Here is a 23,951-nt window from a genome sequence, read left to right on the forward strand (position 1 = left end):
TTAGAGAGTATAACCAAAATAAGCATGGCCACCCCAAGCAATCAACCGCTCGCACGCGGATATCAACTGCAGAATTACACCGTCGCCAAGCTGCTTTCAGCAGGCGGCTTTAGTATTGTCTATTTAGCGCACGATGAGCATGACTATCCAGTTGCCATCAAAGAATACCTACCCAACTCACTTGCGCTTAGAAAAGAAGGCGTTGCCGTACAAGCGGTCAGCGAAGAACACATAGCACTGTTTCGCCATGGGCTGAAATGCTTTTTTGAAGAAGGTAAAACGCTAGCGCGGATTCAACACCCCAATATCGTGCGAGTACTAAATTTTTTCCGTGCCAATGACACCGTTTATATGGTGATGGAATACGAGCGTGGCCGTACTTTACAGAAAGAAATCCAGATTAATCATGAACGCGAAGGCGTAGACGAAAAACTCATCCGAAGCGTGTTTTACAATCTGCTCAATGGCTTGCGCGAAGTTCATTTGAATAAACTGCTACATCTGGATATTAAACCCGCCAATATTTATATCCGCAAAGATGGCTCACCGGTTTTGCTCGATTTTGGATCGGCTCGTCAATCATTGACGGCAGAGCATTCCCGCCTCACCCCTATGTATACGCCCGGCTTTGCTGCGCCTGAGCAATATCGCAAAAAAGAACAGCTCGGCCCATGGACAGACATTTATGGCATCGGTGCTTCGATGTTTGCCTGTATCGCAGGCACCGCGCCCCAAGCGGCAGATGGCCGAGAAAAAGAAGATAAAGTACAGCGGCTTGAAATAGCCTATGGCGACCGCTACTCGCCAGAACTCCTAAGTTTGATTCATCAATGCATCGAGATCGACCACGAGAAACGACCGCAAAGTGTATTGCAAATTCAAAAACTGCTACTCGAACCTGGCTCTGCGCCAAGTAAAAAATCAAATTTTATCAGTACGCTGAAACGAAAGTGGATTGAAATCAGCCGCCCTAAGAACAGGGATAATTCATGAAATTCTCCGTATTCCAAGAAACGCGCAAAGGCGGACGCCAATACAACCAAGATCGATTTGGGTATTCATATAGCCGCGACGCTCTCCTTCTCGTCGTTGCTGATGGTATGGGTGGTCATTTACACGGCGAAGTGGCCGCACAAATCACGGTTGAATTGCTCAGTGATCAATTTCAAAAAAAAGCCAACCCGATCATATTAAATCCGGCTGAATTTTTGCAAGATGCACTCATGCGCTGTCATGATGCCATTTACAACTATGCGATCGCCCATCACCTGATCGAAGTACCGCGCACAACTGTCGTTGCTTGTATTTTGCAAGACGGCATTGCGTATTGGGCTCATGTCGGTGACTCTCGTTTTTACTTGATTCGTGAAAGCCAAGTGGTCGCACAAACGCGCGATCATTCAAAAGTCAGGAAAATGGTCGATGCAGGTCTGATTACTGAAAATGAAGCACTTAGCCACGCGGAAAAAAACAAAATCTATAATTGCCTTGGTGGTAGCTTAATTCCCGACATTGAAATTGGCGGCAAAGTAGTACTCAATGATGGCGATGCGCTGTTATTGTGCACAGATGGATTCTGGGGCTCGCTGGCCGAGTCGGAAATCACTCACTTTTTATCTTCATTCCCAGTGATGTTTTCAGTGCCACAATTGATGGATAGAGCAGAAATTCGCGGTGGTGCTTATGGCGATAATCTGACGGCCTTAGCGATTAATTGGCATGACAGCAATGACTTCCCAGATACCGAAGCCTTTGTTTCAACGCAAAAGCTCGATGCAAATACCATTAGCACCCATATCGATGCGATGACGCTGGCCGCTACACCTGAAATTAGCGACGATGATATCGAAAAAGCCATTGCAGAAATTCAAGCGGCAATCAATAAATATTCACGTTAAATATCGCTGCTGAGTGTGAATCATTAACATACTCTATGGCTAAATTTGCTTTACTCTGGCTAAAGTTGAATTGTTTCACTCCGATTATTCGAACAAGGATTAAGCCTCATGAAAAAAACTGCAGCCCTTATTTCGCTGAGCGCACTTTTGGCAGGTAGCGCCTTTGCCGCCAATCAAGACCCAATGAAACCATTCCCTGCCGCTGAAGCTGGTATGGTGCGTAAAGTGATTCATCTGCCTGAAGTGAAAAACCCTGATCTCTACCGCGTGCAATTATTGCCTGGCAAAGTGATGGAAATGGACTGCAATCGTGCGCGCTTAAGCGGCACGATGACAGAAAAAACCGCAGAAGGCTGGGGATTTAATTATTGGGTAGTGAGCCAAGTCGGTCCTGGCCCAAGCACGATGATGGCCTGCGATCCAAAAATGAAAAAGACTAAAGATTTTGTCGCAATTCATTCTGATCAACTGCATCGATACAATTCTAAATTGCCACTTGTAGTCTATGTGCCAGAAGGAATTGAACTGCGTTACCGCATTTTCTCTACCAAAGCAAAAATGAGCACCGCAGTCAACGAATAATTGCCATCGAGACTCAGCACGTTGCTTTGAAACACCCTGAAATTAGGCGACTGCAAACAAAAACTGGGCTACGTTGATCCCCCATTTCGCAGGATCTTCGTGGCCCATAATTTTGTCGGCACCGCCCATACCCATCGGGCGAGCCAAATCCACAATGATGGGCGTGATATAGGTATTGGACTTCGTACTAAACACCACCTTCAATTTCGGTTGCAACAAGCTGCCTTCATTTTGCTCCAGCACCACACCCAAGCGTCCAGACTCCAAACGCACCAAAGTCCCCACCGGATAAATCCCGACGGTACGCATAAACGCCTGTACCAGCTCGGGATTAAAGTGAAATTTACTCCACTCCCACAATTTTCGTAGACCTTCGGTGGCGGGCATACCAACGTGATAGCAGCGATCAGAGGTAATCGCATCATAGACATCGACCACGGCCGCCATTTGCGCCATGCGACTAATCTCACTACCCGGCAATTTATGCGGGTAGCCAGTACCATCCATCCGCTCGTGATGATGCAAAGTAATGTCGAGTGGAATCGACTCCATCCCCTCGATTTCTTTCAGAATTTTCCACCCTTCTTCGGGATGAGTTCGCATCTTGGCAAACTCGTCTTCGGTTAAGCGACCGGGTTTATTGAGAATTTCATTGGGCACTTTCATTTTGCCAGTATCGTGCAACAAACCACCGATACCCGCCAATCGAATCATTTCACGATCGAGGCCAAGGGATTGAGCAAAGGTCACCATCAAAGTACAGACGCTGACCGAATGCAAAAAGGTGTATTCATCTGTATCCTTAATCGCCGACAATCCAACCAAAGCACCGCTATTACGCAGCACCGATTCGGTAATGTCTTCAACGACATTGGCGACATTTTCCATCTGAATCGCCTGCCCCATCCGTACATCACGCATTACACTTTTAACGGCATTCGTTGCTTGCAGATGAATTTTTTGTGCGCGGGTGATTTCTTCAGCGTATGAGATTTTGATAATCGGTGACGGCGCATCTGCGATGCGAAGCAAATCCGCATCGAGCTCAGCATTTACTTCTTCTAGTGTCGGTGCATCGGCCAAACCCAGACCGCGCTCAGTATCGATATACACCTCGCGCACGCCAGTTGCGGAGATTTTGGCGATTTCTTCATCATTTTGAATGACAAATTTATTGCGCACAAATGGGTGATCCATCCAGTCCACATTCAAATCGTGGATGAACATGCCTGGCTTCACATATTCGGTGGAGATTTTTTTTATCATGGTCGCAAGCTTGCACTGGGTTTTTCATCGTAGTACACGGTAGCGCAAGTAGCAGCAAAAACTCAATCGGTATTAACCAGCAGCGCCATCCACCCTCGCCTGCCAATACATCGGTAAATACACTCGGCTCCATGCCAACAATGCAATCAACGCTAAAGCGGCCGCCAAGGCATACGCCATCGATTGAATGCTCGGGAAAATCTCACCGACCACCCGTGCCAAGGCAGCGCCGTGCATCGCCCAATAACACGTCCAAGCCAATCCACCCGTGATCAATGGCCGCCCTGAATGCCCCAAGGTCACCCGCGTGACGAACGCCAACAACATGCAGCAAAAAAAGCCCAAAGTCAGCGCATGCAAAGGTGCGAATCCTAAACCCACATAACCGCTCAATCGCAAAGTCTCGCTGATGGCCGATAGCAGCATCGCAATTCCCGCCCAAGCGAAAGCAGCATGCAACATAGCCAGCAATTTCACTTTGAACGATTGACGTAAATCCCAACGCCAAGTGGTGTACAACAACACACCTGCCATCACCGAATCAACAACAAGGGTATTTAATTCAAGGCTAATGAATACAATGCGTAGCAATGAACACCCTATTAATGTATACAGCCACCAACTCGGCCGCCACGGGCTATACGGCTGCAAAGCCGTGCCAGAGAAAAACGGAATCATCCGATGACTCACCGTCAAAAACACCGGCAGTAGCAAACCCCAGACGCCAATCTGAACCGACCACAACCACGCAGCGGTACTTCCTGTTGCCGCCCAAAATCCCGCGATGGCCATGCCAAGCAAGCCCAATGTGAACGCCAACGCAATCACTCGCGCATGCAGTTGATCTTTCACTTGGCTGCGTTTGATCGCACTCAGCCAAATCCATAATGCGGCCGACCATGCGATAGCTTGCAAGGCAATGCCCAGCACCAGCAAATGGGTATTAACTGCTGAAGCAAGCACTAAAATGCCGCCAATTAAATACCCCAGCATGACTGGCGCATAACGCGACAAATTCGGACTACTCACACTCAACCAACGCGGCCCAGCGGTATAAATAAATCCCAACATGAACAGCGGGAAAAAACAGTACGTCATGCTGTAGCCATGCAAAAACATCGGCACGACTGCGCTTGGCAAAGCGACACCTTGCCAGCGCCCGAGCATGTGCGCGCCCCACCAGATAAAACTCAGCAAGAGCAGCACGCCACCAGCCAGAAAACCCAGTCGATGCGGCGCTGCGATAGTTTGTTTGAATAAGGTATTCATCTAGCGCCCCTAAGAGTTAACCGTTGCAATGGCCGCAACACGGCGCACCCGTGCTGGCATCGCTGATTTTTTCAATTTTGACTTGCCATAGCTCAGGCCCATCTTGCAGGTATTGCCACGTAAACGCGCCAGCAAAACGCACGGCAAACTGTGCCTGCAATGGGCTTGGACGGTGGTCGTTCACCAACTCCATCGCCTCACCAGCCTTTAATGCTTCAAAGGTTTTGAATATCAAAGCATGCCGATCAATCGGTGCGATGGTACGAACGTCGATGTACTGAACACGGTTTGTTGGGTGCATTTTGAATCCTCACTCTTTAATGTGTAAATTATATACATATTAAAATAACATGAAGATTCTAGTCGAATCAAGCGCAGCAAACCCTATCTAGCGCTCAACTGCGCAAAATCAAACATCAGTAACGTTCAAAGATCCTTCTGCTCAATTTGTCTCATCGACTCTGAACAAATATGGCATTGAGCTCAGTTGGATTAGTAATTAAATCCGCCAAGCGATAGCCATCGAGTACGGCATAAAAAGCTTGCATCGCCTCATGCAAAATCCCCTTCAAACGACAAATCCCGCCAATGCTACAGGTAGAGTGTTCACGATCAAAGCACTCCACCACCGGGCTATCTGCCTCGCTCAAGCGCACCAAAGCCCCCACGCTAATCTCGCTCGCAGGCCGCGCCAACCGCATACCACCGCCCTTGCCTCGCGCTGTTTCAATAAAGCCATTGCGCGACAAAAAATTCACCACTTTCATCAAATGGTTGTCGGAAATATCGTAAGCACTGGCAATTTCAGCACGCGTCACAATGCCACCACCTTGCACGCCGACATAGATCAGTGTGCGCAAGCAATAATCGGTAAACACATTCAAGCGCATCATTCAGTCTCGGATTTTAATAGTGGCATTTATTATACATCTTCAATCAGCACCGACATGGAAAACCTCAGTGGACATACTTATTTCTATTTACGTGCCTTATACTGGTCCTTTATTTACTGTTATTGGATGGCGAAAATAGATTTTTTTGTGCTGAACTTGCTAATCACAACAATCGCGGAAAGTGTTGGACTGCATTTCATTTAGCCCAACGTGCGGCTCGTTTTATATTCGGAAACGCTCAGCATTTACAATCAAGGGGTGTAAAAATGAATGAAAACATTATAGAAATTGGCGGAATTAATTTAAATTATCTTGATGTAAAAAAATACTGGGTAGATTCTGAATCACCAGAAGAAAAGGCAATCAAAGACAAACATCAAGACAATAACTATCTTGCTGGCTTCTTGTCTATATTAGTTGCTGGTCTGATCAGTGCATACATGTCGCAAATGAAAGGCAATTCGCCACAAAAAAATATCTACACATCAAAACCAATCAAAATACTACTTACTGCTTTTCAGAAGATGAAATTGACATAAAAGATGCACTCCTTAAATTGAAACAATAAGGAGGCAATGGCACCGTAGCGCTGAGGTCGTTTTGGGTCGATCACTGAAATCCAAAAGCTGTTCCTCATCATTGAGCAGCCCAAATACTCACCCTATCACCTAAGCGATGCAGCGCATATTGAAATGCGGTGCATCGCCAGCCGACAGATTAGCCAATGGGAGCAGGCCAATCTGCCTACATCAGCATCAGCCAGCCAAGGTATTCAGTAGCAGTCCAAGCAAAGCACTGCTTGCAATCACTTCAATCACACTGCGCTTCAATTTGAATAATGCCAATGCCGCCAACAGCACTAATCCAGCCGCGGTAAAATCAAACTTTGGTGGCAAGCCTTGTGGCCACAGCACATGAAATGCAAAAAACAGCGCCAAATTTACGATGACCCCCACCACGGCTGCGGTAATTGCAGTCAGCGGCGCAGTCAATTGCAAGTTATTGTGCGTCGACTCGACCAACGGACCTCCGGCTAAAATAAAAATAAATGACGGCAAAAATGTAAACCATGTCACAACACAGGCGGCGATCGCGCCAGCCAAAAACACCTGCTCAGGCCCGAGAAAAGCGTTTAAATACCCACCAATAAACCCGACATAAGCCACCACCATAATCAAGGGCCCCGGTGTCGTTTCACCTAAAGCCAGACCATCCATCATTTGGGTCGCACTCAACCAGGCATAATGTTCAACTGCGCCTTGAAACACATACGGCAGCACCGCATACGCACCACCAAAAGTGAGCAAAGCGGCCTTGCTAAAAAATAGCCCCATCTGTGTCAAAATATGTTTCACACCGTATATCGCCATGAGCATTATTATTGGCAAGGCCCAAAGCAATACCCCAGACAGCAATACAATTACAAATCGCCGTAGTGAAAATTGCGCATGTGCCTGCTGAGGTGTTTCATCACCAATCAGGGCCGCGCCGTACGACTGCAGACTGGCAGCATGCCCTCCGCCTATTTGAAACCAGTTAGGCGCAAATCGCCCCCCTAACCAGCCAACGATGGCTGCGAAGATGACAATCAAAGGAAACGGCACTTTCAACACAAAAATGGCTAAAAATGAAGCGGCGGCAATCGCCCAAAGCGCTTTATTTTTTAATGTCCTTGAGCCGATTCGAAAGGCAGCATGCAGCACAATCGCAACGACCGCAGGTTTAATGCCGTAAAACAGGCCCGCAATCAGCGGCAAATGCCCATAGGCAATATAAACCCATGACAAGCCAATGAGTATCAGCAGCGATGGCAGTACAAACAAGGCACCGGCAGCAATACCGCCCCATGTTTTATGCATTAACCAGCCAATATAAGTAGCCAGTTGCTGCGCCTCAGGACCGGGTAATACCATGCAATAGTTCAAGGCATGCAAAAAACGACGCTCAGAAATCCAGCGCCGATTTTCAACTAGCTCTTGGTGCATCAATGAAATTTGTCCAGCAGGGCCACCAAAGCTAATCAAACCGAGTTTCAACCAAAACCAGAAGGCTTGCCAAAAAGACACCGGGGTAGGAGGAATATCTGGGTTAATTTCGGGGTTCATTACAAACAACCTATCTATGCTCAACAAAAAGCCAAGCCTGAATAAAAAAGCCCCGCTCGATCAGCGGGGCTGGTGTGAATTTAATCAACTCTTACTGAGCAAACTCAATGCGGCGGTTTTTCTGACGACCTTCTTCAGAGCCATTGTCCGCAATCGGCATTTCTTGGCCCATACCCACAGCCACCAATTGCTCGCCTTTCACACCAAATTTAATCAGCGTGATCCGCACAGAGGCTGCACGATCTTGCGATAGTTTTTGATTCGCAGCAGGCTCACCCACATTATCGGTGTAACCCAAAACGCGAATAACACGACCATCTTCGAGCAAGAATGCGGCGATTTCTTTCAGGCGAGGCTCAGAAGCTGCACTGACTTCAGCAGAACCGGTCGCAAACTCAATCGACTCATTGAGTAAGACACCGTCATTCCAAACACTCAACTGAGCATCTTCAACGACATTGAGTTGGCTCAAAACCGCTGCGCCCGGTTTAAACCATTGGCCCAAACCTAAATTGACGCCATCACCGAGTTTTGCACTACCGGCTTCACCAGCAAAAGTGACTTTCTCGTCAGCCAGTTTCAAATCAAACGCTTTGAGCTGCTTTAAGCGAGAGAATATCTCGATTGGGCGACCCGCCCACCAAAACGCTGGCGCACTGGCATCCACAGTAATTTGATCGACAACATTACTTGCGCCCCACAACAAACGAGCCGGTTTCAACAAGCGTTGTTTACTGGCTTCATCTGCGGCACGACCCGTGAAGGTGATTTTGCCGTCAACAAATACAATGTGCATATCACCCAACACAAATTCTTTAGTAGCCGATGCGACCGAGCTCGCTGCGGCAACTGGTTTTTGTTCTGCAGTTGGTTTCAATGTCGTAACAAACAAAGCGGCACCAATGGCAATCGCACTGACCACCAAGCCCACCGAAACGCCAATTTTTTCTTCTGTATTTAACACCGTCAGATCCCCGATAAATTGAATCGGCATGATGCCATAAATTGATGAAACTTTTACTTATGCCAAGTGAATTTAATTTCACGACCAGACAGAAAAACCATGCAAAAACGAAGATTAATCAGCAACAAAACCACCAAACTGCTTTCAATTAAGTAGCAAGAGAGGAATTCGTTTTCTTTGCTCCATACAATCGCTATCCCCTGCCGCGTATTCTCGACAAATCCAAGGTCTTTGTGAATAAATGGTACAGAGCATCGTACTGCGATTGAGCGCAGCGCACCAACCATCGGCGAGCCGAAGCATGATTTCACCGCCCCAGGCATCTTGTTCCACAAATTGCGCGGGCACCTCATCATCACCTGCAATCAACATGACTTCTAATTGGCAACAACACGCTTTACAGCTACTACAATTTACTTCGGTGGACATTACGCTCCTATATGACGACGTATATGAATGCAATCATTAATAATAAAGACCTACATAAACATACATCATGCATTATTCATATTTGACTAGCGAATATACGGCAATGCAATTTCATCACTCCGTTTTGCGCCAGCAGTGACTGTTCGGCACAAATCTAAAAAAGCCGTGATCCCCGCCGTGCGGTATTTTTGCTTGTGCAGCACAAAATGAAATTGCCGTGCCAAATCCATCCCCGCCACAGGCAATTCGACCAAGCTGCCACGGCGAAACGCCTCTTTCAGTGCCAAACGAGAAATACAACCAATGCCCAAGCCCGACTCAACCGCGCGTTTAATCGCCTCGGTGTGCTCCAGTTCAAGCCGAATATCGAGCTTGGATTGCACATGACGCATTGCATAGTCAAAAGTCTGCCGCGTTCCCGAGCCCGGTTCGCGCACAATCCACGATGCCGCTATCAAATCATCAACGGTAATCGCCTGTTGCTGTGCTACTTTGCTGGCCAAAGGATGTTCAGGCGCGGCGAATACCGCCAACTCGTCAGCAATCCAAGGAATAACCTCTAGATCAGGATGCTGGCAATCTCCCTCAATCAAGCCTAAATCCAGTTCAAAATGCGCCACTTGCCGCACAATATGTGCAGTATTGTGCACGCCCAACGAAATCCGGCATCCTGGGTGCTGGCGCATAAAATCACCGATCAACAAAGTCGCCAGATAATTACCGATGGTTAATGTCGCCCCCACCCGCATTGGGCCAAAGCCAGAGCGCCCCGCCAAGAGCGCATCAATTTCAGCAGCGTGATCAAGTAGCTGCATAGCCTGCGGTAGCAATAAGCCGCCTAACTCATTGAGCTGCAATCGTTTACCAATTCGATCAAACAAGCGCCGCTCATACACCCGCTCGAGTTCCGCCAATGCCGTACTCGTCGCCGATTGGGATAAGCCCAGTTGTTCAGCGGCCCGAGAAACACTCTCGCCACGCCCGACTGCGACAAAGACTTCAAGTTGACGTAAAGTAAATCTCATATCAACACCTTGAATACTTATTAAACATATCATCGGAATGATAAATATAGCAGCACAACTCAGCAAGCACTAAAACCCGCCAAAATCCTGCTAATTTGCGTAAGATAATAAAATCATGCTTTTTTGTGACTTTTGATTGATTTTTCAAAGCCTAGGTCACTAAATAAGCCTATATTTGTATCCTTAAACTCTGCGCTCTCAGCCAATGCCAGATTCAAGCACTGCCATCACACAACTCGATCAATGGATTAAAGAAGCCCGCAGCTGGTTTGTGCCAGATTGCGCCAAAACCATTGAAATCCTGCAACCGGCCTGCCAACTTGCTCACGACATCGGCGATTCTGCGCGCGAAGTGCAAGCACTGTTGCTGATTTCAAAAAGCCAATGGGCGCTAGGGCAATTAATTGCAGGCAATCAAACGATTGAGCAAGCCGAGCCCTTGGTGCGCGAATTAAAAGACCCACGACTCCAAGCTGAGTTTGAAAATGCACGAGCAGATTTATTACTAGCCAATAGTCAGTATTCACAAGCACTCAAAGCTTGGAGCATATGCCTCAAACAGGCCTTAAGCATTCACGCTTACCATCTCTACGTGGAAGCCTGCCTTGGCATTGGTAATATTTTCACCGCACAAAATAAACACGGTGATGCACTGCAGTGGCATGAAACGGCACTTGAATTTGCAAAAAAGACCACCGACCATGAATTGCTGGCCGAGAGTTTTTTACATGTCGCCGCCGATCTCATTCACCTGAAAGAATACGAGCTCACGCTAGAGCTCTCCAAAATGGGTGAGCCTGTGTTTCTAACCAGCCAGCACAAAGCTTGGTTAGCTGACTGGTATAGCTACCGAGGCGAAGCCTACTTTGAGCTTGGTAAACATACCGAGGCGCAAGCCTGGCTGCATGCCGCTTGGGACTTAAATCAGAATCTTGATTATTTGTGGAGCCAATCAATTAATTTAATGGCGCTCGGACGAGTTTATATCGCGCAACGCCGCATGGATGAGGCCAAAGACTATTTATTACGCGCTCTCCAAACCATAAAGACTTTTGGCGCTCACACACTGCTATTGCGTGTTTATGCCCTATTGGCTGATTTAGGTGAAGCCAAACAAGACTACAAAATGGCGTGGGAGTTTCGCCGCCAGTACCATGAGCTGGCGATTCAAGACGCGCAGCAACTGGCCAAAGAAAAACTCACCAATGCGCTTGAACGCCGCATCAAAGATCTCGACTCACAATTATTTGTATTGCAAACGCGGCAAGAAAACATTCTGCTTCGGCAACAAAACTCGGCCGATACAGAACTCCTCCAAACACTGCGTAATGCCACTTTACAAGACCCACTCACGGGAGCGAGCAATCGCCGACATCTCGATCAAGAGATGCCACTGATGTATCAGCGCTGCAATGAAGAAAACCGGCCCTTGACGATACTGATGGTGGATTTGGATCATTTCAAACGAGTCAATGATCGTTTCGGGCATCCGATTGGGGATGATGTGATTCGCAGCACTGCAGCAATTTTGCTGCAATCTTGCCGTGGCGGCGATTTAGTCGCACGTTTTGGTGGCGAAGAATTCGCCCTACTACTGCCAGGCGCAGCGGGGACTACCGCGGTTGATGTCGCGGAACGGATTCGAAAACGGATTGAAACCTTCGATTGGCAACAATTTCATCCTGATTTAAAAGTGACTAGCAGTATTGGTGTGGCAGAAATGAATCAAGAAGCCAACGCGGCAGAACTACTCAATTGCGCCGATCAAGCACTATACCAAGCAAAAGATAAAGGCCGAAATCGAGTGGAGTTTTTTAATGACAACAGATGAATTCGACCAGCATTTGAGTCTTACTCGGCAAGCCATGTTCTTTGAAAAATGCCCAGAATTAATGAGCGCCGCCATCTCTCTGGCGCAAGAAATAGGGTACCCCCAAGGGCAAGCCAATGCTTTGATGGCGCGCGGCGAATATCTGATTGATATTGGCGAGCAACCCAGTGCCGCCTGCAAAGACTTTCGCGATGCGGGATTTATCGCACGCCAACTAAATAATTGGTCTTTACTCGCCCAGACACTGCACTGGCAAGCACAAAGTCAGCTCCATCTGGGCGAATACATGCGTGCCCTAGACATCTGGCTACAAGCACTCCAAACCGCTGTGGAGGCTGAAGACAGTCGCGCTTTTATTCGCGGCTACTCGGGTATAGCGCAAGTCTGTTTAGTATTTGGGCAACTTGAAATTTCACTCGACTATCAGCGACGCGCCTTAAGTCTGGCAGAGAGTGTCAATGATCCAGCCCTCGTGATGGAGTGCACTTTGGCGCTGGTAGCGACCTGCCTTCGTCTACAGCAGTTTGATGAAATGCGGGTATTGCTATCCCGTTTAAATATACAGCTGCAAATCACACCGCATTTAGAAAATCAGGCCGAGTATCACATCTATAGCGGATTGATTTTTCTGCATCAAGATCAAGTGGATGAGGCCAATGATCATCTGCAATTAGCCCGTGTATTAGCCCAGCAAATTGGCGGGCTATGGTGCAGATCTTATGCCGCATTGATTCTTGGTCAAATTTATATTCGCCAGAATAAAATACTGGATGCGCAATTATCACTGGAATTGTGTTTAAAGCTAGGGTCCCAAATCAAAGGATTTTCAATGGGGCAAGAAGCCCATTTATTGCTAGAAACCCTATGTGCGCAAGCGGGTGATTACCAAGGAGCACTGGTTCATTTAGAAGCCGCTCACTTAAAGCAATTACAACTATTACAAAAGCAGGCAGAGCAAAAACTATTCCGCATTTCAAAAAAACTACTCAACCAGCTTGAATTAGATTTACGACTCGAGTTGAGCCGAATTCGCTACTCCAGCAACCTATAGCCCTCATTAGCGAAGTACGACTGTACCAACTAGCAACAGATATAACGCAATGGTGAACTGAAAATACTTTCAAGTAATTTACTGATAAAGTTAATTTTAAAATTAAATCAATCACAGTGAAATTGGAGAAAATGCATGAAACAGAAATTGCCACTTTGCTATATCGCCTTCATTCCATTCAGCTTATCCGTTTTTGCTGCGGAATCAAATGAAAGCCAAGTTAACCCCTTAGTCGTTGCAAAAGCTGTTGAAGTTGGCCAACATCTGCGCTCACTGCCTAAAGTTGAAGTCACTGCACAGACAACATTGGATGTCACGTTAAAGTCAGGGCAAAAGATACAATCCCATGGCACCAGTCAAATGGTTGCGGATGGAAAAAATCGACTTTATATGAATATTGACAGCGACAGCATTACACGCGAGTATTTTTTTGACGGGAAAAATCTAACTCAGTATTCCCCTCCATTACAGTATTACACCACGATCGACATGCCCGGCACTGCGGCGGGAATGCTCAATAAAGTTGAAGCCCACTACGGTATTCACCTTCCTCTTAAAGCACTTTTCACATTAGGAAGCGATCAAGAAGCACTGAGTAAACTCACTTCTGCTGTTTATATCGGCCCCTCAAAAATCAACGGCAAAGTTTGTGATCACCTCGCGTTTAGCCAACCAGGAGCAGATTGGCAACTTTGGGTTAGCCGCGACAAGAACCCACTCCCCTGCAAACTTGTTGTGACGAAGACCGACGAGACCAGCCAGCCACAAACATCACAAACTTTTGCTTGGAATCTAAAACCGTTCGTGAGTCCCAGCGAGTTCACATTCAAACCAGCGAAAGGCGACGTAGCCATTCCACTCAAAAAACTTGCTGAATAAGGGCGATACATATCATGTTAAAGACAACGGCGAAATCAGCCTTACTCTCACTCGTTGCAGTTTCGCTCTTCACGCTTGGAATACCTGCCGAAGTAATGGCGCGTGGAGATGGTGGCGCAAGAAGCAGCGGCAAAATTGACCGACCAGCAAAGAGCACTAACGCGAGTGCCAAATCATCCAATCGCTCAGGCAATGCCAACGGCAACAAAATAGCAAATAACAGTGGTGGTAACACGACCAACAATGTCAGAGGTGGCAATAACAACGTCAATATCGACAATAGCAGAGATGTGAACGTCAATGTCGATGGTAATAATGGCTGCTGCTACGGTGGTGGTTACAACAATCATTATCACCCAGTTGGCACAGCTGTAGCCGTCACTGCCGCTGTAGCAGTCACTGCTGCTGTCGTTGGCTCTATCGTTTATCCTAATCAAATGCCAAGCAATTGCGTGCAGGTCATTCGCTATAACACCACCTATATGCAATGCGGCTCGACCTGGTATCAACCGCAATATCAAGGTAGTAATGTGACCTATATTGTCGTCAACCAACCTTAATGTATTGAGTACTGCATACTAAAAAGCCGCACGATGTGCGGCTTTATCTATTACTAGGTATGTTGTTACAAAAATTGAAAATAAATACACTTAGGTACATACCCATCAATTACTTAAGCAAGGTATGAGCCAGTAGTTTCTGATTCACAAACTGAGCTTCAATTTGCAAATCACCGTTCTGCCAAACAGCACTCTCGCCCTCTATGCCGAGAAAACTGCCGCTCTCAGTACGAGTCGGCTCACCAAGCAATCCAACAACTTCTGCTCGATTCATCCCCGCACTTACTTTCTGATAATTCTCTGCCGTAATTTTGCTACATGCCGCTAATAAAAACAGTAGCGCTAATAGTAATAAACGTTTCATTCTTTAAATCCTTTAGAAAAACAAAAGCAGCCCTTAGGCTGCTTTGTAAGGAAACGCGAATTAACCGAGGAACACGCGAGCATTGCGGAACATCCGCAACCATGCGCCGTCTTCAGACCAATCTTCCGGATGCCACGAGTTTTGCACCGTACGGAAGACGCGCTCTGGATGCGGCATCATAATGCTAAAGCGGCCATCTGGCGTTGTTACACCGGCAATCCCGTCTGGCGAGCCATTTGGATTCATCGGGTAAGTTTGCGTCGCTTTACCGTGGCTATCAACGTAACGCATCGCCACCAAAGCCTTGGCTTTATCACCTTGTTGGCTGAAGTTCGCAAACCCTTCGCCATGACTCACCACCACTGGCATTTGGCTGCCTTCCATACCAGCAAAGAACAGCGATGGTGATTTCATCACCTCGGCCATCACAAAGCGCGCTTCAAATTGCTCACTTTGATTACGGGTAAATTTAGGCCAGTGTTCCGCGCCAGGAATGATGCCCGACAAATTGGCCATCATTTGGCAACCGTTACACACGCCTAAACCGAAGGTATCGGCACGATTAAAGAAGGCTTCAAATTGTTCGCGGGCAGCACCGTTAAACAGAATCGACTTAGCCCAACCTTCACCAGCCCCCAATACGTCACCGTAAGAGAAACCGCCACAAGCGGCCAAGCCATTGAAATCGGCCAGTTGTAAACGGCCAGCAATCACGTCGCTCATGTGTACGTCAACGGCTGCGAAACCAGCTCGCGTAAACGCCGCGCCCATTTCCACATGACCATTCACGCCTTGCTCACGCAGTACCGCAACGCGAGGTTTCGCGCCGCCGTTAATATATGGAGCGGCGATATAAGGCGCAGCGATGTCTTCACTTGGATTGAAACTCAACTTCGCAAACAAGCCCTTATCGGCTTTATCACCAATACGAGCGTACTCAGCATCAGCGCAAGCAGGATTATCGCGCAGACGTTGAATTTGCCAGCTAGTGTGGCTCCAAGCACGTTGTAAATTCACGCGCGTTTCATCAAGCAACAGGCGATTGCGTTTCTTGATTTTGAGCTTGTCATCGTGATTAGTAGAACCAATCACATGCAATTCACCCGCCAAACCGGCATTCATAAATGCAGCAATAACAGCAGCAGTGTCACTACGACGAACTTGCATTACAGCACCGAGTTCTTCGTTAAACAACACGCCCATCACACGGCCATTTTCTGCTCGTTCAATATCATCCGAAGAAATCTCATCTTGTTGGCGTTGACGTAAACGACGCTCAATACACAGCTCATCAATTTCTAATGTCACGCCGCAATGACTAGCAAACATCATTTCTGCAACAGCGGCCACTAAACCACCGTCTGAACGGTCGTGGTAAGCCAGCAATTTGCCTTCCGCATTCAGTAATTGCACCGTCGCAAAGAACGACTTCAAGTGCGCTACATTCACCACATCCGGTGCCCAGTTACCGACTTGGCTATACACCTGTGCCAAAGCTGAACCACCGAGGCGGCATTTGCCGGTTCCCAAGTCGATCAACAGCAAATCAGATTCAACATCTTTTAAAACTGGCGTTAGCGTTTTCGTTACATCCGTCACCGGTGCAAAGCCCGAAATCACTAAAGACAACGGCGCAGTCACCGCTTTCGCTTCGCCATCATTCCATACCGTTTTCATCGACAAGGAGTCTTTACCGACCGGAATCGACACACCCAGTTGGCGGCACAATTCCAAACCGACTGCGGCAACAGTATCGTACAAGTTAGCGTCTTCACCCGGGTGACCTGCAGGGGCCATCCAGTTTGCAGAGAGTTTCACATCGCTGAGTTTTTCAATTGGCGCAGCAGCTAAGTTAGTCAGCGCTTCACCCACGGCCATGCGGCCAGATGCAGGGCCAGAAATTAATGCAAGAGGGGTACGTTCACCCATCGCCATCGCTTCGCCGCGTAGCGTGTTATACCCCATAGTCGTTACGGCAACGTCTGCCACAGGAACTTGCCACGGACCGACCATTTGATCGCGCGCGGTATAACCACCGACCGTGCGGTCGCCAATATTAATCAGGAATGATTTGTCCGCAACCGATGGCAATGCCAACACGCGGTAGAGCGATTCTTTTAAATCCAAAGCTGCAGAATCAAATGTCTTTAATTCTGGCTGCACACGCGCTACATCACGCGTCATTTTTGGTGGCTTGCCGAGCAAGACATCCATCGGCATATCAACAGGCTTATTGCCAAAATGAGGATCTTCAACCGTCAATTGACGCTCATCAGTCGTACGACCAATCACTGCAAACGGGCAACGCTCACGTTCGCAAATGGCTTCAAAAGTCAGCAGATCATTCGGATGAATACCGAGCACGTAACGCTCTTGCGATTCATTGGACCAAATTTCTTTTGGCGCCATGCCGTGTTCTTCGATATTCACTTTACGTAAGTTAAATATCGCGCCCATACCGGCATCGTTGACCAGCTCGGGGAAGGCATTCGAAATCCCGCCCGCGCCCACATCATGAATTGATTGGATTGGATTTTTGTTACCCATTTGCCAGCAGCGATCAATCACCTCTTGGCAACGACGCTCCATTTCTGGATTGCCACGCTGAACTGAATCAAAATCCAAGTCAGCAGTATTACTACCGGTTTCCATCGACGAGGCAGCGCTACCGCCCATGCCGATCAACATGCCAGGGCCACCGAGTTGAATTAACAATGAGCCATCTGGCAAATCATTTTTCTTCACGTGCAGCGCGCTGATATTGCCCAAACCACCGGCAATCATAATCGGCTTGTGGTAGCCACGCCGTTCGCCGTTGAAATCCAATTCAAAGGTACGGAAATAGCCAGCCAAATTCGGGCGACCAAATTCATTATTAAATGCCGCAGCACCAATTGGGCCTTCGATCATAATATCGAGGGCGCTGGCGATACGATCAGGTTTGCCGTATGGCGTTTCCCACGGTTGCACGTGACCGGGCAAATTTAAATTCGAAACAGTAAATCCGCACAGGCCTGCTTTAGGTTTAGAACCACGACCCGTCGCGCCTTCATCACGAATCTCGCCACCTGAGCCAGTTGCTGCACCTGGGAATGGAGAAATCGCAGTTGGATGGTTGTGGGTTTCCACCTTCATCAGGATATGCGTTTCTTCTTGTGTGAACGCATACTCAGCACCATCGGCTGCTGGGAAGAAACGCTCAGTCAGCGCACCTTCGATCACTGATGAATTATCAGAATACGCCACCACCGTACCTTCTGGCGCGGCTTTATGCGTTTCGCGAATCATGCCAAACAAACTGTAATCTTGTGCTTGGCCATCGATAATGAAATTAGCGTTAAAGATTTTATGACGGCAATGTTCTGAGTTCGCTTGAGCGAACATCGTCAACTCAACATCACTTGGATTGCGACCAAGCTTGGTGAAGTTTTCTACCAAATAATCAATTTCATCTTCTGACAAGGCCAGACCGTATTCTGCATTGGCTTTTTCTAAAGCGGCTTTACCACCTTGTAATACGTCAACCGTTTCCAGCGCTTTAGGCTCAAAGTGACGGAACAATTCATTGCCCGCCGCCAAGCCCTCAAAAACTTGTTCTGTCATTCGATCGTGAATCAGTGGCAACAGAATATTTTTTTCTGCCGTAGATAGCGCAGAGCCATCGGCTTTAGTCGCATAAATCGCCATACCACGCTCAATGCGCGCCACTTTGCCTGCTAAACCACAGTGCAAAGCAATATCAGTAGCTTTCGATGACCAAGGCGAAATTGTACCTAAACGTGGCAGTACCAAAATCGGCGTACCGACTGCCAAAGCAATATTGGCTGGCTCGCCATAACTTAAAATACGCTCAACGACCATCTGGTCATCGCTCGATAAAGCTTGCTGTTGTTCAATAAAGTGCCAGAATTCGGCGTACAGATTGGCAGCAATGCCTTGCGCCGCGAGGCTAGCTACGAGTTTCTCAATCCGAAACGAAGAAAGTGCGGCACCGCCGCGAAGTTGGAGCACATCAACCATGTCTGCTATCCAAATTTGGCTAAAAATCAAAGGTGTAATGATACCGAAAAAAGGCCAAGTTCGCAGGCTAGGCTTCTACTTATCGCGAAGTTTATTCGTTTTTTTTCTCAGCCATTCAATTTATGCAGTCGAAATACCTGCATTTACTGAGAATTTACCACCACTGAATTACGAAGAAAACGGCATAAACCAAGGTTATTCCGTTGAATTACTACAAGCCATTGCTCAAGAAGCAGGAATTAAAGTCAATATCCAAGTCATGCCATGGGCGCGCTCCTACCAAACTGCACTTGAAACACCGAATGCGCTATTGTTTACGCTTGTTCGCAACGCTGAACGTGAAAACCAATTTTTATGGATTGGTCCCATTGCTAAACGCAAAGTCTATTTATTTAAACTCAGTCAGCGTAGTGATATTGTGATCAGTGATCTTGCTAGCGCAAAAAAATATCGTATCGGTGCCGTCCGTGAATCAGCCTCAACAAAGCTGTTGATGGCGCAAGACTTTCAAATTGGTAGAGAGCTAGATGTCACTAAAGATGATTTTATTAATATGAAGAAATTAATTGTAGGACGGATTGACCTCATGGTCTCACTCGACTGGGCGGCAAATTTCGCTATCAAAAAAGAAGGTGGTACTACAGATCAAATTAGCCGTGCTTTTCTTTTAGATCAAAGTCATGAATACTATTTTGGCGTTAACAAAAACACCGATCCTGAAGTATATGAAAAGTTAGCTAAGGCATTCGACAAGGTAAAAAAGAATGGCCTACTAAAACGACTCCAAATTCAACACCTTGGACCGCAAGACAATTAATTACAATAGCCTGTAAAACTAGAACAATGTATATGTGCCTAAGCATTATTTTAAATACTCTAGCAGACAATACCCGCCGGCATTGCAAATCTAGCGGACAGCAAAAAGCCCGACTCTTTCGAATCGGGCTCTTCTTTAGGGAAGTCTGGCAATGACCTACTTTCACACGGGCAATCCGCACTATCATCGGCGCTGAGGTGTTTCACTGTCCTGTTCGGGATGGGAAGGAGTGGGACCACCTCGCTATGGTCGCCAGACATTAAACTGTCTGGTGCGGTGAGTTTTCTCACCACACTTTGAATTATCGCATTCAGCTGCACTATTTCTAGTAACACGCCTACAGCGCTAACTCACAAATCAATAGAAGAAGTAATTATACTACACTTTCCAACCACACTGTCTCAGTATTTATCTTTCGTATCATGCACTTACGTACACTCTACTTTCTTTGGGTTGACTATATCTTCGTCGCATTACGCGTCTCAGGTTATAGGATCAAGCCTCACGAGCAATTAGTATTGGTTAGCTTAACGCATTACTGCGCTTCCACACCCAACCTATCAACGTCCTGGTCTCGAACGACTCTTTAGAGGATTTAAAACCCTAGGGAAATCTCATCTTGAGGCAAGTTTCGCGCTTAGATGCTTTCAGCGCTTATCTCTTCCCGACTTAGCTACCCGGCAATGCCACTGGCGTGACAACCGGTACACCAGAGGTCAGTCCACTCCGGTCCTCTCGTACTAGGAGCAGCCCCCCTCAAATTTCCAACGCCCACTGCAGATAGGGACCAAACTGTCTCACGACGTTTTGAACCCAGCTCACGTACCACTTTAAATGGCGAACAGCCATACCCTTGGGACCGGCTACAGCCCCAGGATGTGATGAGCCGACATCGAGGTGCCAAACTCCGCCGTCGATGTGAACTCTTGGGCGGAATCAGCCTGTTATCCCCGGAGTACCTTTTATCCGTTGAGCGATGGCCCTTCCATACAGAACCACCGGATCACTATGTCCTGCTTTCGCACCTGCTCGACTTGTCGGTCTCGCAGTTAAGCCGCCTTTTGCCATTACACTATCAGTACGATGTCCGACCGTACCTAGGCGACCTTCGAGCTCCTCCGTTACAATTTGGGAGGAGACCGCCCCAGTCAAACTGCCTACCATGCACGGTCCCCGATCCGGATAACGGACCAAGGTTAGAACCTCAAAGGGGTCAGGGTGGTATTTCAAGGACGGCTCCACAGAAACTAGCGTCTCTGCTTCAAAGCCTCCCACCTATCCTACACAAACCACTTCAAAGTCCAATGCAAAGCTACAGTAAAGGTTCACGGGGTCTTTCCGTCTAGCAGCGGGGAGATTGCATCTTCACAAACACTTCAACTTCGCTGAGTCTCGGGAGGAGACAGTAGGGCCATCGTTACGCCATTCGTGCGGGTCGGAACTTACCCGACAAGGAATTTCGCTACCTTAGGACCGTTATAGTTACGGCCGCCGTTTACTGGGACTTCAATCAAGAGCTTGCACCCCATCATTTAATCTTCCAGCACCGGGCAGGCGTCACACCCTATACATCCACTTTCGTGTTGGCAGAGTGCTGTGTTTTTGATAAACAGTCGCAGCCCCCATTTCTCTGCGGCCTTATATAGCTCCAAACGCAAGGTTCTTCACCTATAAGGCACACCTTCTCCCGAAGTTACGGTGTTAATTTGCCGAGTTCCTTCTCCCGAGTTCTCTCAAGCACCTTAGAATACTCTTCCTACCCACCTGTGTCGGTTTGCGGTACGGTTCAATATAAGCTGAAGCTTAGTGGCTTTTCTTGGAAGCAGGGTATCAGTTACTTCATCACCTAAGTGAATCGTCATCATGCCTCAGCGTTAAGAACCCCCGGATTTGCCTAAGGGATCCGCCTACACACTTAAACCAACTATTCCAACAGTTGGCTAACCTAACCTTCTCCGTCCCCACATCGCACTTATATCAAGTACAGGAATATTAACCTGTTTCCCATCGACTACGCATTTCTGCCTCGCCTTAGGGGCCGACTCACCCTGCGCCGATGAACGTTGCGCAGGAAACCTTGGGTTTTCGGTGAGGGAGCTTTTCACTCCCTTTATCGCTACTCATGTCAGCATTCGCACTTCTGATACCTCCAGCATCCTTCTCAAGACACCTTCACAGGCTTACAGAACGCTCCTCTACCATATGCCATAAATGGTCATATCCGCGTCTTCGGTTATCAATTTGAGCCCCGTTACATCTTCCGCGCAGGACGACTCGACCAGTGAGCTATTACGCTTTCTTTAAATGATGGCTGCTTCTAAGCCAACATCCTGGCTGTCTGTGCCTTCCCACCTCGTTTTCCACTTAATTGATCATTTGGGACCTTAGACGGCGGTCTGGGTTGTTTCCCTCTTGACCCAGGACGTTAGCACCCCAGGTCTGTCTCCCATGCTCGCACTTGACGGTATTCAGAGTTTGCCATGGTTTGGTAAGTCGCGATGACCCCCTAGCCATAACAGTGCTTTACCCCCGTCAGTGATACATGAGGCACTACCTAAATAGTTTTCGAGGAGAACCAGCTATTTCCAAGTTTGTTTAGCCTTTCACCCCTATCCACAGCTCATCCCCTAACTTTGCAACGTTAGTGGGTTCGGACCTCCAGTGCGTGTTACCGCACCTTCATCCTGGCCATGGATAGATCACTTGGTTTCGGGTCTACGCCCAGCAACTATGCGCCCTATTCGGACTCGGTTTCCCTACGCCTCCCCTATTCGGTTAAGCTTGCTACTGAACGTAAGTCGCTGACCCATTATACAAAAGGTACGCAGTCACCCCATTTTTCAAGGGCTCCCACTGTTTGTATGCATCCGGTTTCAGGTTCTATTTCACTCCCCTCCCGGGGTTCTTTTCGCCTTTCCCTCACGGTACTGGTTCACTATCGGTCGATGATGAGTATTTAGCCTTGGAGGATGGTCCCCCCATCTTCAAACAGGATTTCTCGTGTCCCGCCCTACTTCTCGTACGCTTAGTACCACAATTGACTTTTCATATACGGGACTATCACCCACTATGGTTGGACTTTCCATTCCATTCTATTAAGTCTACTGCTATCACGTACAGGCTCTTCCCATTTCGCTCGCCACTACTTTGGGAATCTCGGTTGATTTCTTTTCCTCCGGTTACTTAGATGTTTCAGTTCACCGGGTTCGCTCTACTAGACCTATGTATTCAGTCTAGAGTGACCCAAAAGGGCCGGGTTTCCCCATTCGGAAATCGTGGGATCAAAGCACTTTGCCAGCTCCCCCACGCTTATCGCAGGCTATCACGTCCTTCGTCGCCTATCATCGCCAAGGCATCCACCAGATGCACTTATTCGCTTGATCCTATAACCTCAAACACGTAAACGTATTTCAAGTTACTGAAATCGTATTTGCGACTTGCAAGTGAGTTCTCATTTCACTTGCGGTTCAATCAAACTGGCATGAGACCAATTCAACTGAACAGATACAATCAACCCAATATATTTACTTTGAAATCAAATTTATCCATCACTGCAAGCAGTAATCTCTAAATCTAATTCCACAACAATGTTTATTGGAATTAATTACTTCTTCTATTTTGTTAAAGATCGATATTTCAATTCACTTTCGTGAATCATTCTAATTTTAGAAACCAGAATAAAATACACTGCACAATACATCGTGCAATCCATAGAATTCTATTTTCTACTAGGTAGTTCCAGACCAAACTAATGGTGGAGGCTAACGGACTCGAACCGTTCACCCCCTGCTTGCAAAGCAGGTGCTCTACCAGATGAGCTAAGCCCCCAACTAAGGTGGTGGGTCAGATAGGAATCGAACCTATGACCCCCGCGTTATCAACACGGTGCTCTAACCAACTGAGCTACTGACCCATATCGTTGTCATCTCAATTCAGATTATTCATCTCAATCAATCCGACATTCTTCAAATCTACAGCCGATGAGTGTGAGTACTTAA

Annotated in this window: 19 protein-coding genes, 2 tRNA genes and 2 rRNA genes; 9 read left to right on the plus strand and 14 right to left on the minus strand. The window is 47.4% G+C overall.

The genetic code is table 11. The features are described from left to right. Positions 1-24 precede the first annotated feature (24 nt). From K4H28_RS10455 to eco, 3 genes are all read left to right on the plus strand, one after another. Positions 25-993, plus strand: a complete 969-nt coding sequence (locus K4H28_RS10455) for a serine/threonine protein kinase (protein ID WP_221005147.1) — start codon at positions 25-27, stop codon at positions 991-993. After that, positions 990-1,898 carry a PP2C family protein-serine/threonine phosphatase gene (locus K4H28_RS10460; RefSeq protein WP_221005148.1) on the plus strand — a complete coding sequence of 303 codons (909 nt, stop codon included), beginning with the start codon at positions 990-992 and terminating at the stop codon, positions 1,896-1,898. Before K4H28_RS10455 ends, K4H28_RS10460 begins: the two co-directional genes overlap by 4 nt. 108 nt (positions 1,899-2,006) lie before the next feature. Beyond that, positions 2,007-2,480 carry a serine protease inhibitor ecotin gene (eco, locus tag K4H28_RS10465; protein WP_221005149.1) on the plus strand — a complete coding sequence of 158 codons (474 nt, stop codon included), beginning with the start codon at positions 2,007-2,009 and terminating at the stop codon, positions 2,478-2,480. A gap of 42 nt (positions 2,481-2,522) precedes the next feature. Here eco and K4H28_RS10470 read toward each other — a convergent pair whose 3' ends face one another. The 4 genes from K4H28_RS10470 to K4H28_RS10485 form a co-directional block, all read right to left on the minus strand. Next, entirely contained in the window at positions 2,523-3,746 is a 1,224-nt protein-coding gene (locus K4H28_RS10470; RefSeq protein WP_221005150.1) for an HD-GYP domain-containing protein, read from the minus strand. Between the two features lie 72 nt (positions 3,747-3,818). Beyond that, positions 3,819-5,015 (minus strand): NnrS family protein, encoded by a 1,197-nt coding sequence (locus K4H28_RS10475; protein WP_221005151.1) that lies wholly within the window; start codon positions 5,013-5,015, stop codon positions 3,819-3,821. A gap of 16 nt (positions 5,016-5,031) precedes the next feature. Further along, positions 5,032-5,316 (minus strand): DUF2249 domain-containing protein, encoded by a 285-nt coding sequence (locus K4H28_RS10480; RefSeq protein ID WP_221005152.1) that lies wholly within the window; start codon positions 5,314-5,316, stop codon positions 5,032-5,034. A 151-nt stretch (positions 5,317-5,467) separates the two neighbouring features. After that, entirely contained in the window at positions 5,468-5,908 is a 441-nt protein-coding gene (locus K4H28_RS10485; protein WP_255573500.1) for an RrF2 family transcriptional regulator, read from the minus strand. A 266-nt stretch (positions 5,909-6,174) separates the two neighbouring features. On the opposite strand from K4H28_RS10485, the gene K4H28_RS10490 reads away from it, so the two are divergent. Beyond that, positions 6,175-6,447, plus strand: a complete 273-nt coding sequence (locus K4H28_RS10490) for a hypothetical protein (RefSeq protein ID WP_221005153.1) — start codon at positions 6,175-6,177, stop codon at positions 6,445-6,447. 216 nt (positions 6,448-6,663) lie between these two features. Here K4H28_RS10490 and chrA read toward each other — a convergent pair whose 3' ends face one another. The 4 genes from chrA to K4H28_RS10510 form a co-directional block, all read right to left on the minus strand. Further along, positions 6,664-8,013, minus strand: a complete 1,350-nt coding sequence (gene chrA / locus K4H28_RS10495) for a chromate efflux transporter (protein ID WP_221005154.1) — start codon at positions 8,011-8,013, stop codon at positions 6,664-6,666. Between the two features lie 91 nt (positions 8,014-8,104). Beyond that, complete coding sequence (locus K4H28_RS10500) at positions 8,105-8,977, minus strand: OmpA family protein (RefSeq protein WP_221005155.1); 873 nt, start codon at positions 8,975-8,977, stop codon at positions 8,105-8,107. A 144-nt stretch (positions 8,978-9,121) separates the two neighbouring features. Then, positions 9,122-9,406, minus strand: coding sequence for a YkgJ family cysteine cluster protein (locus K4H28_RS10505; protein ID WP_221005156.1), 285 nt, complete (start codon positions 9,404-9,406; stop codon positions 9,122-9,124). A gap of 86 nt (positions 9,407-9,492) precedes the next feature. Continuing rightward, entirely contained in the window at positions 9,493-10,431 is a 939-nt protein-coding gene (locus tag K4H28_RS10510; RefSeq protein WP_221005157.1) for a LysR family transcriptional regulator, read from the minus strand. A gap of 205 nt (positions 10,432-10,636) precedes the next feature. Between K4H28_RS10510 and K4H28_RS10515 the strand changes: the two genes are divergently transcribed. The 4 genes from K4H28_RS10515 (at position 10,637) to K4H28_RS10530 (ending at position 14,752) form a co-directional block, all read left to right on the plus strand. Next, complete coding sequence (locus K4H28_RS10515) at positions 10,637-12,262, plus strand: tetratricopeptide repeat-containing diguanylate cyclase (protein WP_221005158.1); 1,626 nt, start codon at positions 10,637-10,639, stop codon at positions 12,260-12,262. Further along, positions 12,249-13,313, plus strand: coding sequence for a tetratricopeptide repeat protein (locus K4H28_RS10520; RefSeq protein ID WP_221005159.1), 1,065 nt, complete (start codon positions 12,249-12,251; stop codon positions 13,311-13,313). The genes K4H28_RS10515 and K4H28_RS10520 overlap by 14 nt, the downstream gene beginning before the upstream one ends. Positions 13,314-13,448: 135 nt before the next feature. Continuing rightward, positions 13,449-14,192 carry a DUF2092 domain-containing protein gene (locus K4H28_RS10525; RefSeq protein WP_221005160.1) on the plus strand — a complete coding sequence of 248 codons (744 nt, stop codon included), beginning with the start codon at positions 13,449-13,451 and terminating at the stop codon, positions 14,190-14,192. A 14-nt stretch (positions 14,193-14,206) separates the two neighbouring features. Then, positions 14,207-14,752, plus strand: coding sequence for a hypothetical protein (locus K4H28_RS10530; RefSeq protein WP_221005161.1), 546 nt, complete (start codon positions 14,207-14,209; stop codon positions 14,750-14,752). Between the two features lie 109 nt (positions 14,753-14,861). On the opposite strand, the gene K4H28_RS10535 is transcribed toward K4H28_RS10530, so the two are convergent. Together K4H28_RS10535 and purL are read right to left on the minus strand one after the other, a co-directional pair. Then, positions 14,862-15,116, minus strand: coding sequence for a hypothetical protein (locus K4H28_RS10535; RefSeq protein WP_221005162.1), 255 nt, complete (start codon positions 15,114-15,116; stop codon positions 14,862-14,864). Positions 15,117-15,176: 60 nt separating this feature from the next. Then, a complete protein-coding gene (gene purL, locus K4H28_RS10540) occupies positions 15,177-19,136 on the minus strand; it encodes a phosphoribosylformylglycinamidine synthase (RefSeq protein WP_221005163.1) in 3,960 nt (1,319 codons plus the stop codon). Here purL and K4H28_RS10545 point away from each other — a divergent pair. Continuing rightward, positions 19,135-19,953, plus strand: coding sequence for a substrate-binding periplasmic protein (locus K4H28_RS10545; protein WP_221005164.1), 819 nt, complete (start codon positions 19,135-19,137; stop codon positions 19,951-19,953). The genes purL and K4H28_RS10545 overlap by 2 nt on opposite strands. A 143-nt stretch (positions 19,954-20,096) precedes the next feature. Here the strand turns inward: K4H28_RS10545 and rrf are convergent. From rrf to K4H28_RS10565, 4 genes are all read right to left on the minus strand, one after another. Next, positions 20,097-20,210: ribosomal RNA gene (gene rrf / locus K4H28_RS10550) — 5S ribosomal RNA — on the minus strand. A 234-nt stretch (positions 20,211-20,444) separates the two neighbouring features. Beyond that, positions 20,445-23,336: ribosomal RNA gene (locus K4H28_RS10555) — 23S ribosomal RNA — on the minus strand. A 369-nt stretch (positions 23,337-23,705) separates the two neighbouring features. Beyond that, a tRNA-Ala gene (locus tag K4H28_RS10560) sits at positions 23,706-23,781 on the minus strand. Positions 23,782-23,789: 8 nt separating this feature from the next. Continuing rightward, a tRNA-Ile gene (locus tag K4H28_RS10565) sits at positions 23,790-23,866 on the minus strand. Positions 23,867-23,951 lie beyond the last annotated feature (85 nt).

The sequence above is a fragment of the Deefgea tanakiae genome (genome assembly GCF_019665765.1).
Classification (GTDB): Bacteria; Pseudomonadota; Gammaproteobacteria; order Burkholderiales; family Chitinibacteraceae; genus Deefgea; species Deefgea tanakiae.

Coding starts and splice junctions, on each gene's coding strand:
- K4H28_RS10455 (WP_221005147.1), top strand. CDS start 25: ATGGCCACCCCAAGCAATCAACCGCTCGCACGCGGATATCAACTGCAG.
- K4H28_RS10460 (WP_221005148.1), top strand. CDS start 990: ATGAAATTCTCCGTATTCCAAGAAACGCGCAAAGGCGGACGCCAATAC.
- eco (WP_221005149.1), top strand. CDS start 2,007: ATGAAAAAAACTGCAGCCCTTATTTCGCTGAGCGCACTTTTGGCAGGT.
- K4H28_RS10470 (WP_221005150.1), bottom strand. CDS start 3,746: ATGATAAAAAAAATCTCCACCGAATATGTGAAGCCAGGCATGTTCATC.
- K4H28_RS10475 (WP_221005151.1), bottom strand. CDS start 5,015: ATGAATACCTTATTCAAACAAACTATCGCAGCGCCGCATCGACTGGGT.
- K4H28_RS10480 (WP_221005152.1), bottom strand. CDS start 5,316: ATGCACCCAACAAACCGTGTTCAGTACATCGACGTTCGTACCATCGCA.
- K4H28_RS10485 (WP_255573500.1), bottom strand. CDS start 5,908: ATGATGCGCTTGAATGTGTTTACCGATTATTGCTTGCGCACACTGATC.
- K4H28_RS10490 (WP_221005153.1), top strand. CDS start 6,175: ATGAATGAAAACATTATAGAAATTGGCGGAATTAATTTAAATTATCTT.
- chrA (WP_221005154.1), bottom strand. CDS start 8,013: ATGAACCCCGAAATTAACCCAGATATTCCTCCTACCCCGGTGTCTTTT.
- K4H28_RS10505 (WP_221005156.1), bottom strand. CDS start 9,406: ATGTCCACCGAAGTAAATTGTAGTAGCTGTAAAGCGTGTTGTTGCCAA.
- K4H28_RS10510 (WP_221005157.1), bottom strand. CDS start 10,431: ATGAGATTTACTTTACGTCAACTTGAAGTCTTTGTCGCAGTCGGGCGT.
- K4H28_RS10515 (WP_221005158.1), top strand. CDS start 10,637: ATGCCAGATTCAAGCACTGCCATCACACAACTCGATCAATGGATTAAA.
- K4H28_RS10520 (WP_221005159.1), top strand. CDS start 12,249: ATGACAACAGATGAATTCGACCAGCATTTGAGTCTTACTCGGCAAGCC.
- K4H28_RS10525 (WP_221005160.1), top strand. CDS start 13,449: ATGAAACAGAAATTGCCACTTTGCTATATCGCCTTCATTCCATTCAGC.
- K4H28_RS10530 (WP_221005161.1), top strand. CDS start 14,207: ATGTTAAAGACAACGGCGAAATCAGCCTTACTCTCACTCGTTGCAGTT.
- K4H28_RS10535 (WP_221005162.1), bottom strand. CDS start 15,116: ATGAAACGTTTATTACTATTAGCGCTACTGTTTTTATTAGCGGCATGT.
- K4H28_RS10545 (WP_221005164.1), top strand. CDS start 19,135: ATGTCTGCTATCCAAATTTGGCTAAAAATCAAAGGTGTAATGATACCG.
- purL (WP_221005163.1), bottom strand. CDS start 19,136: ATGGTTGATGTGCTCCAACTTCGCGGCGGTGCCGCACTTTCTTCGTTT.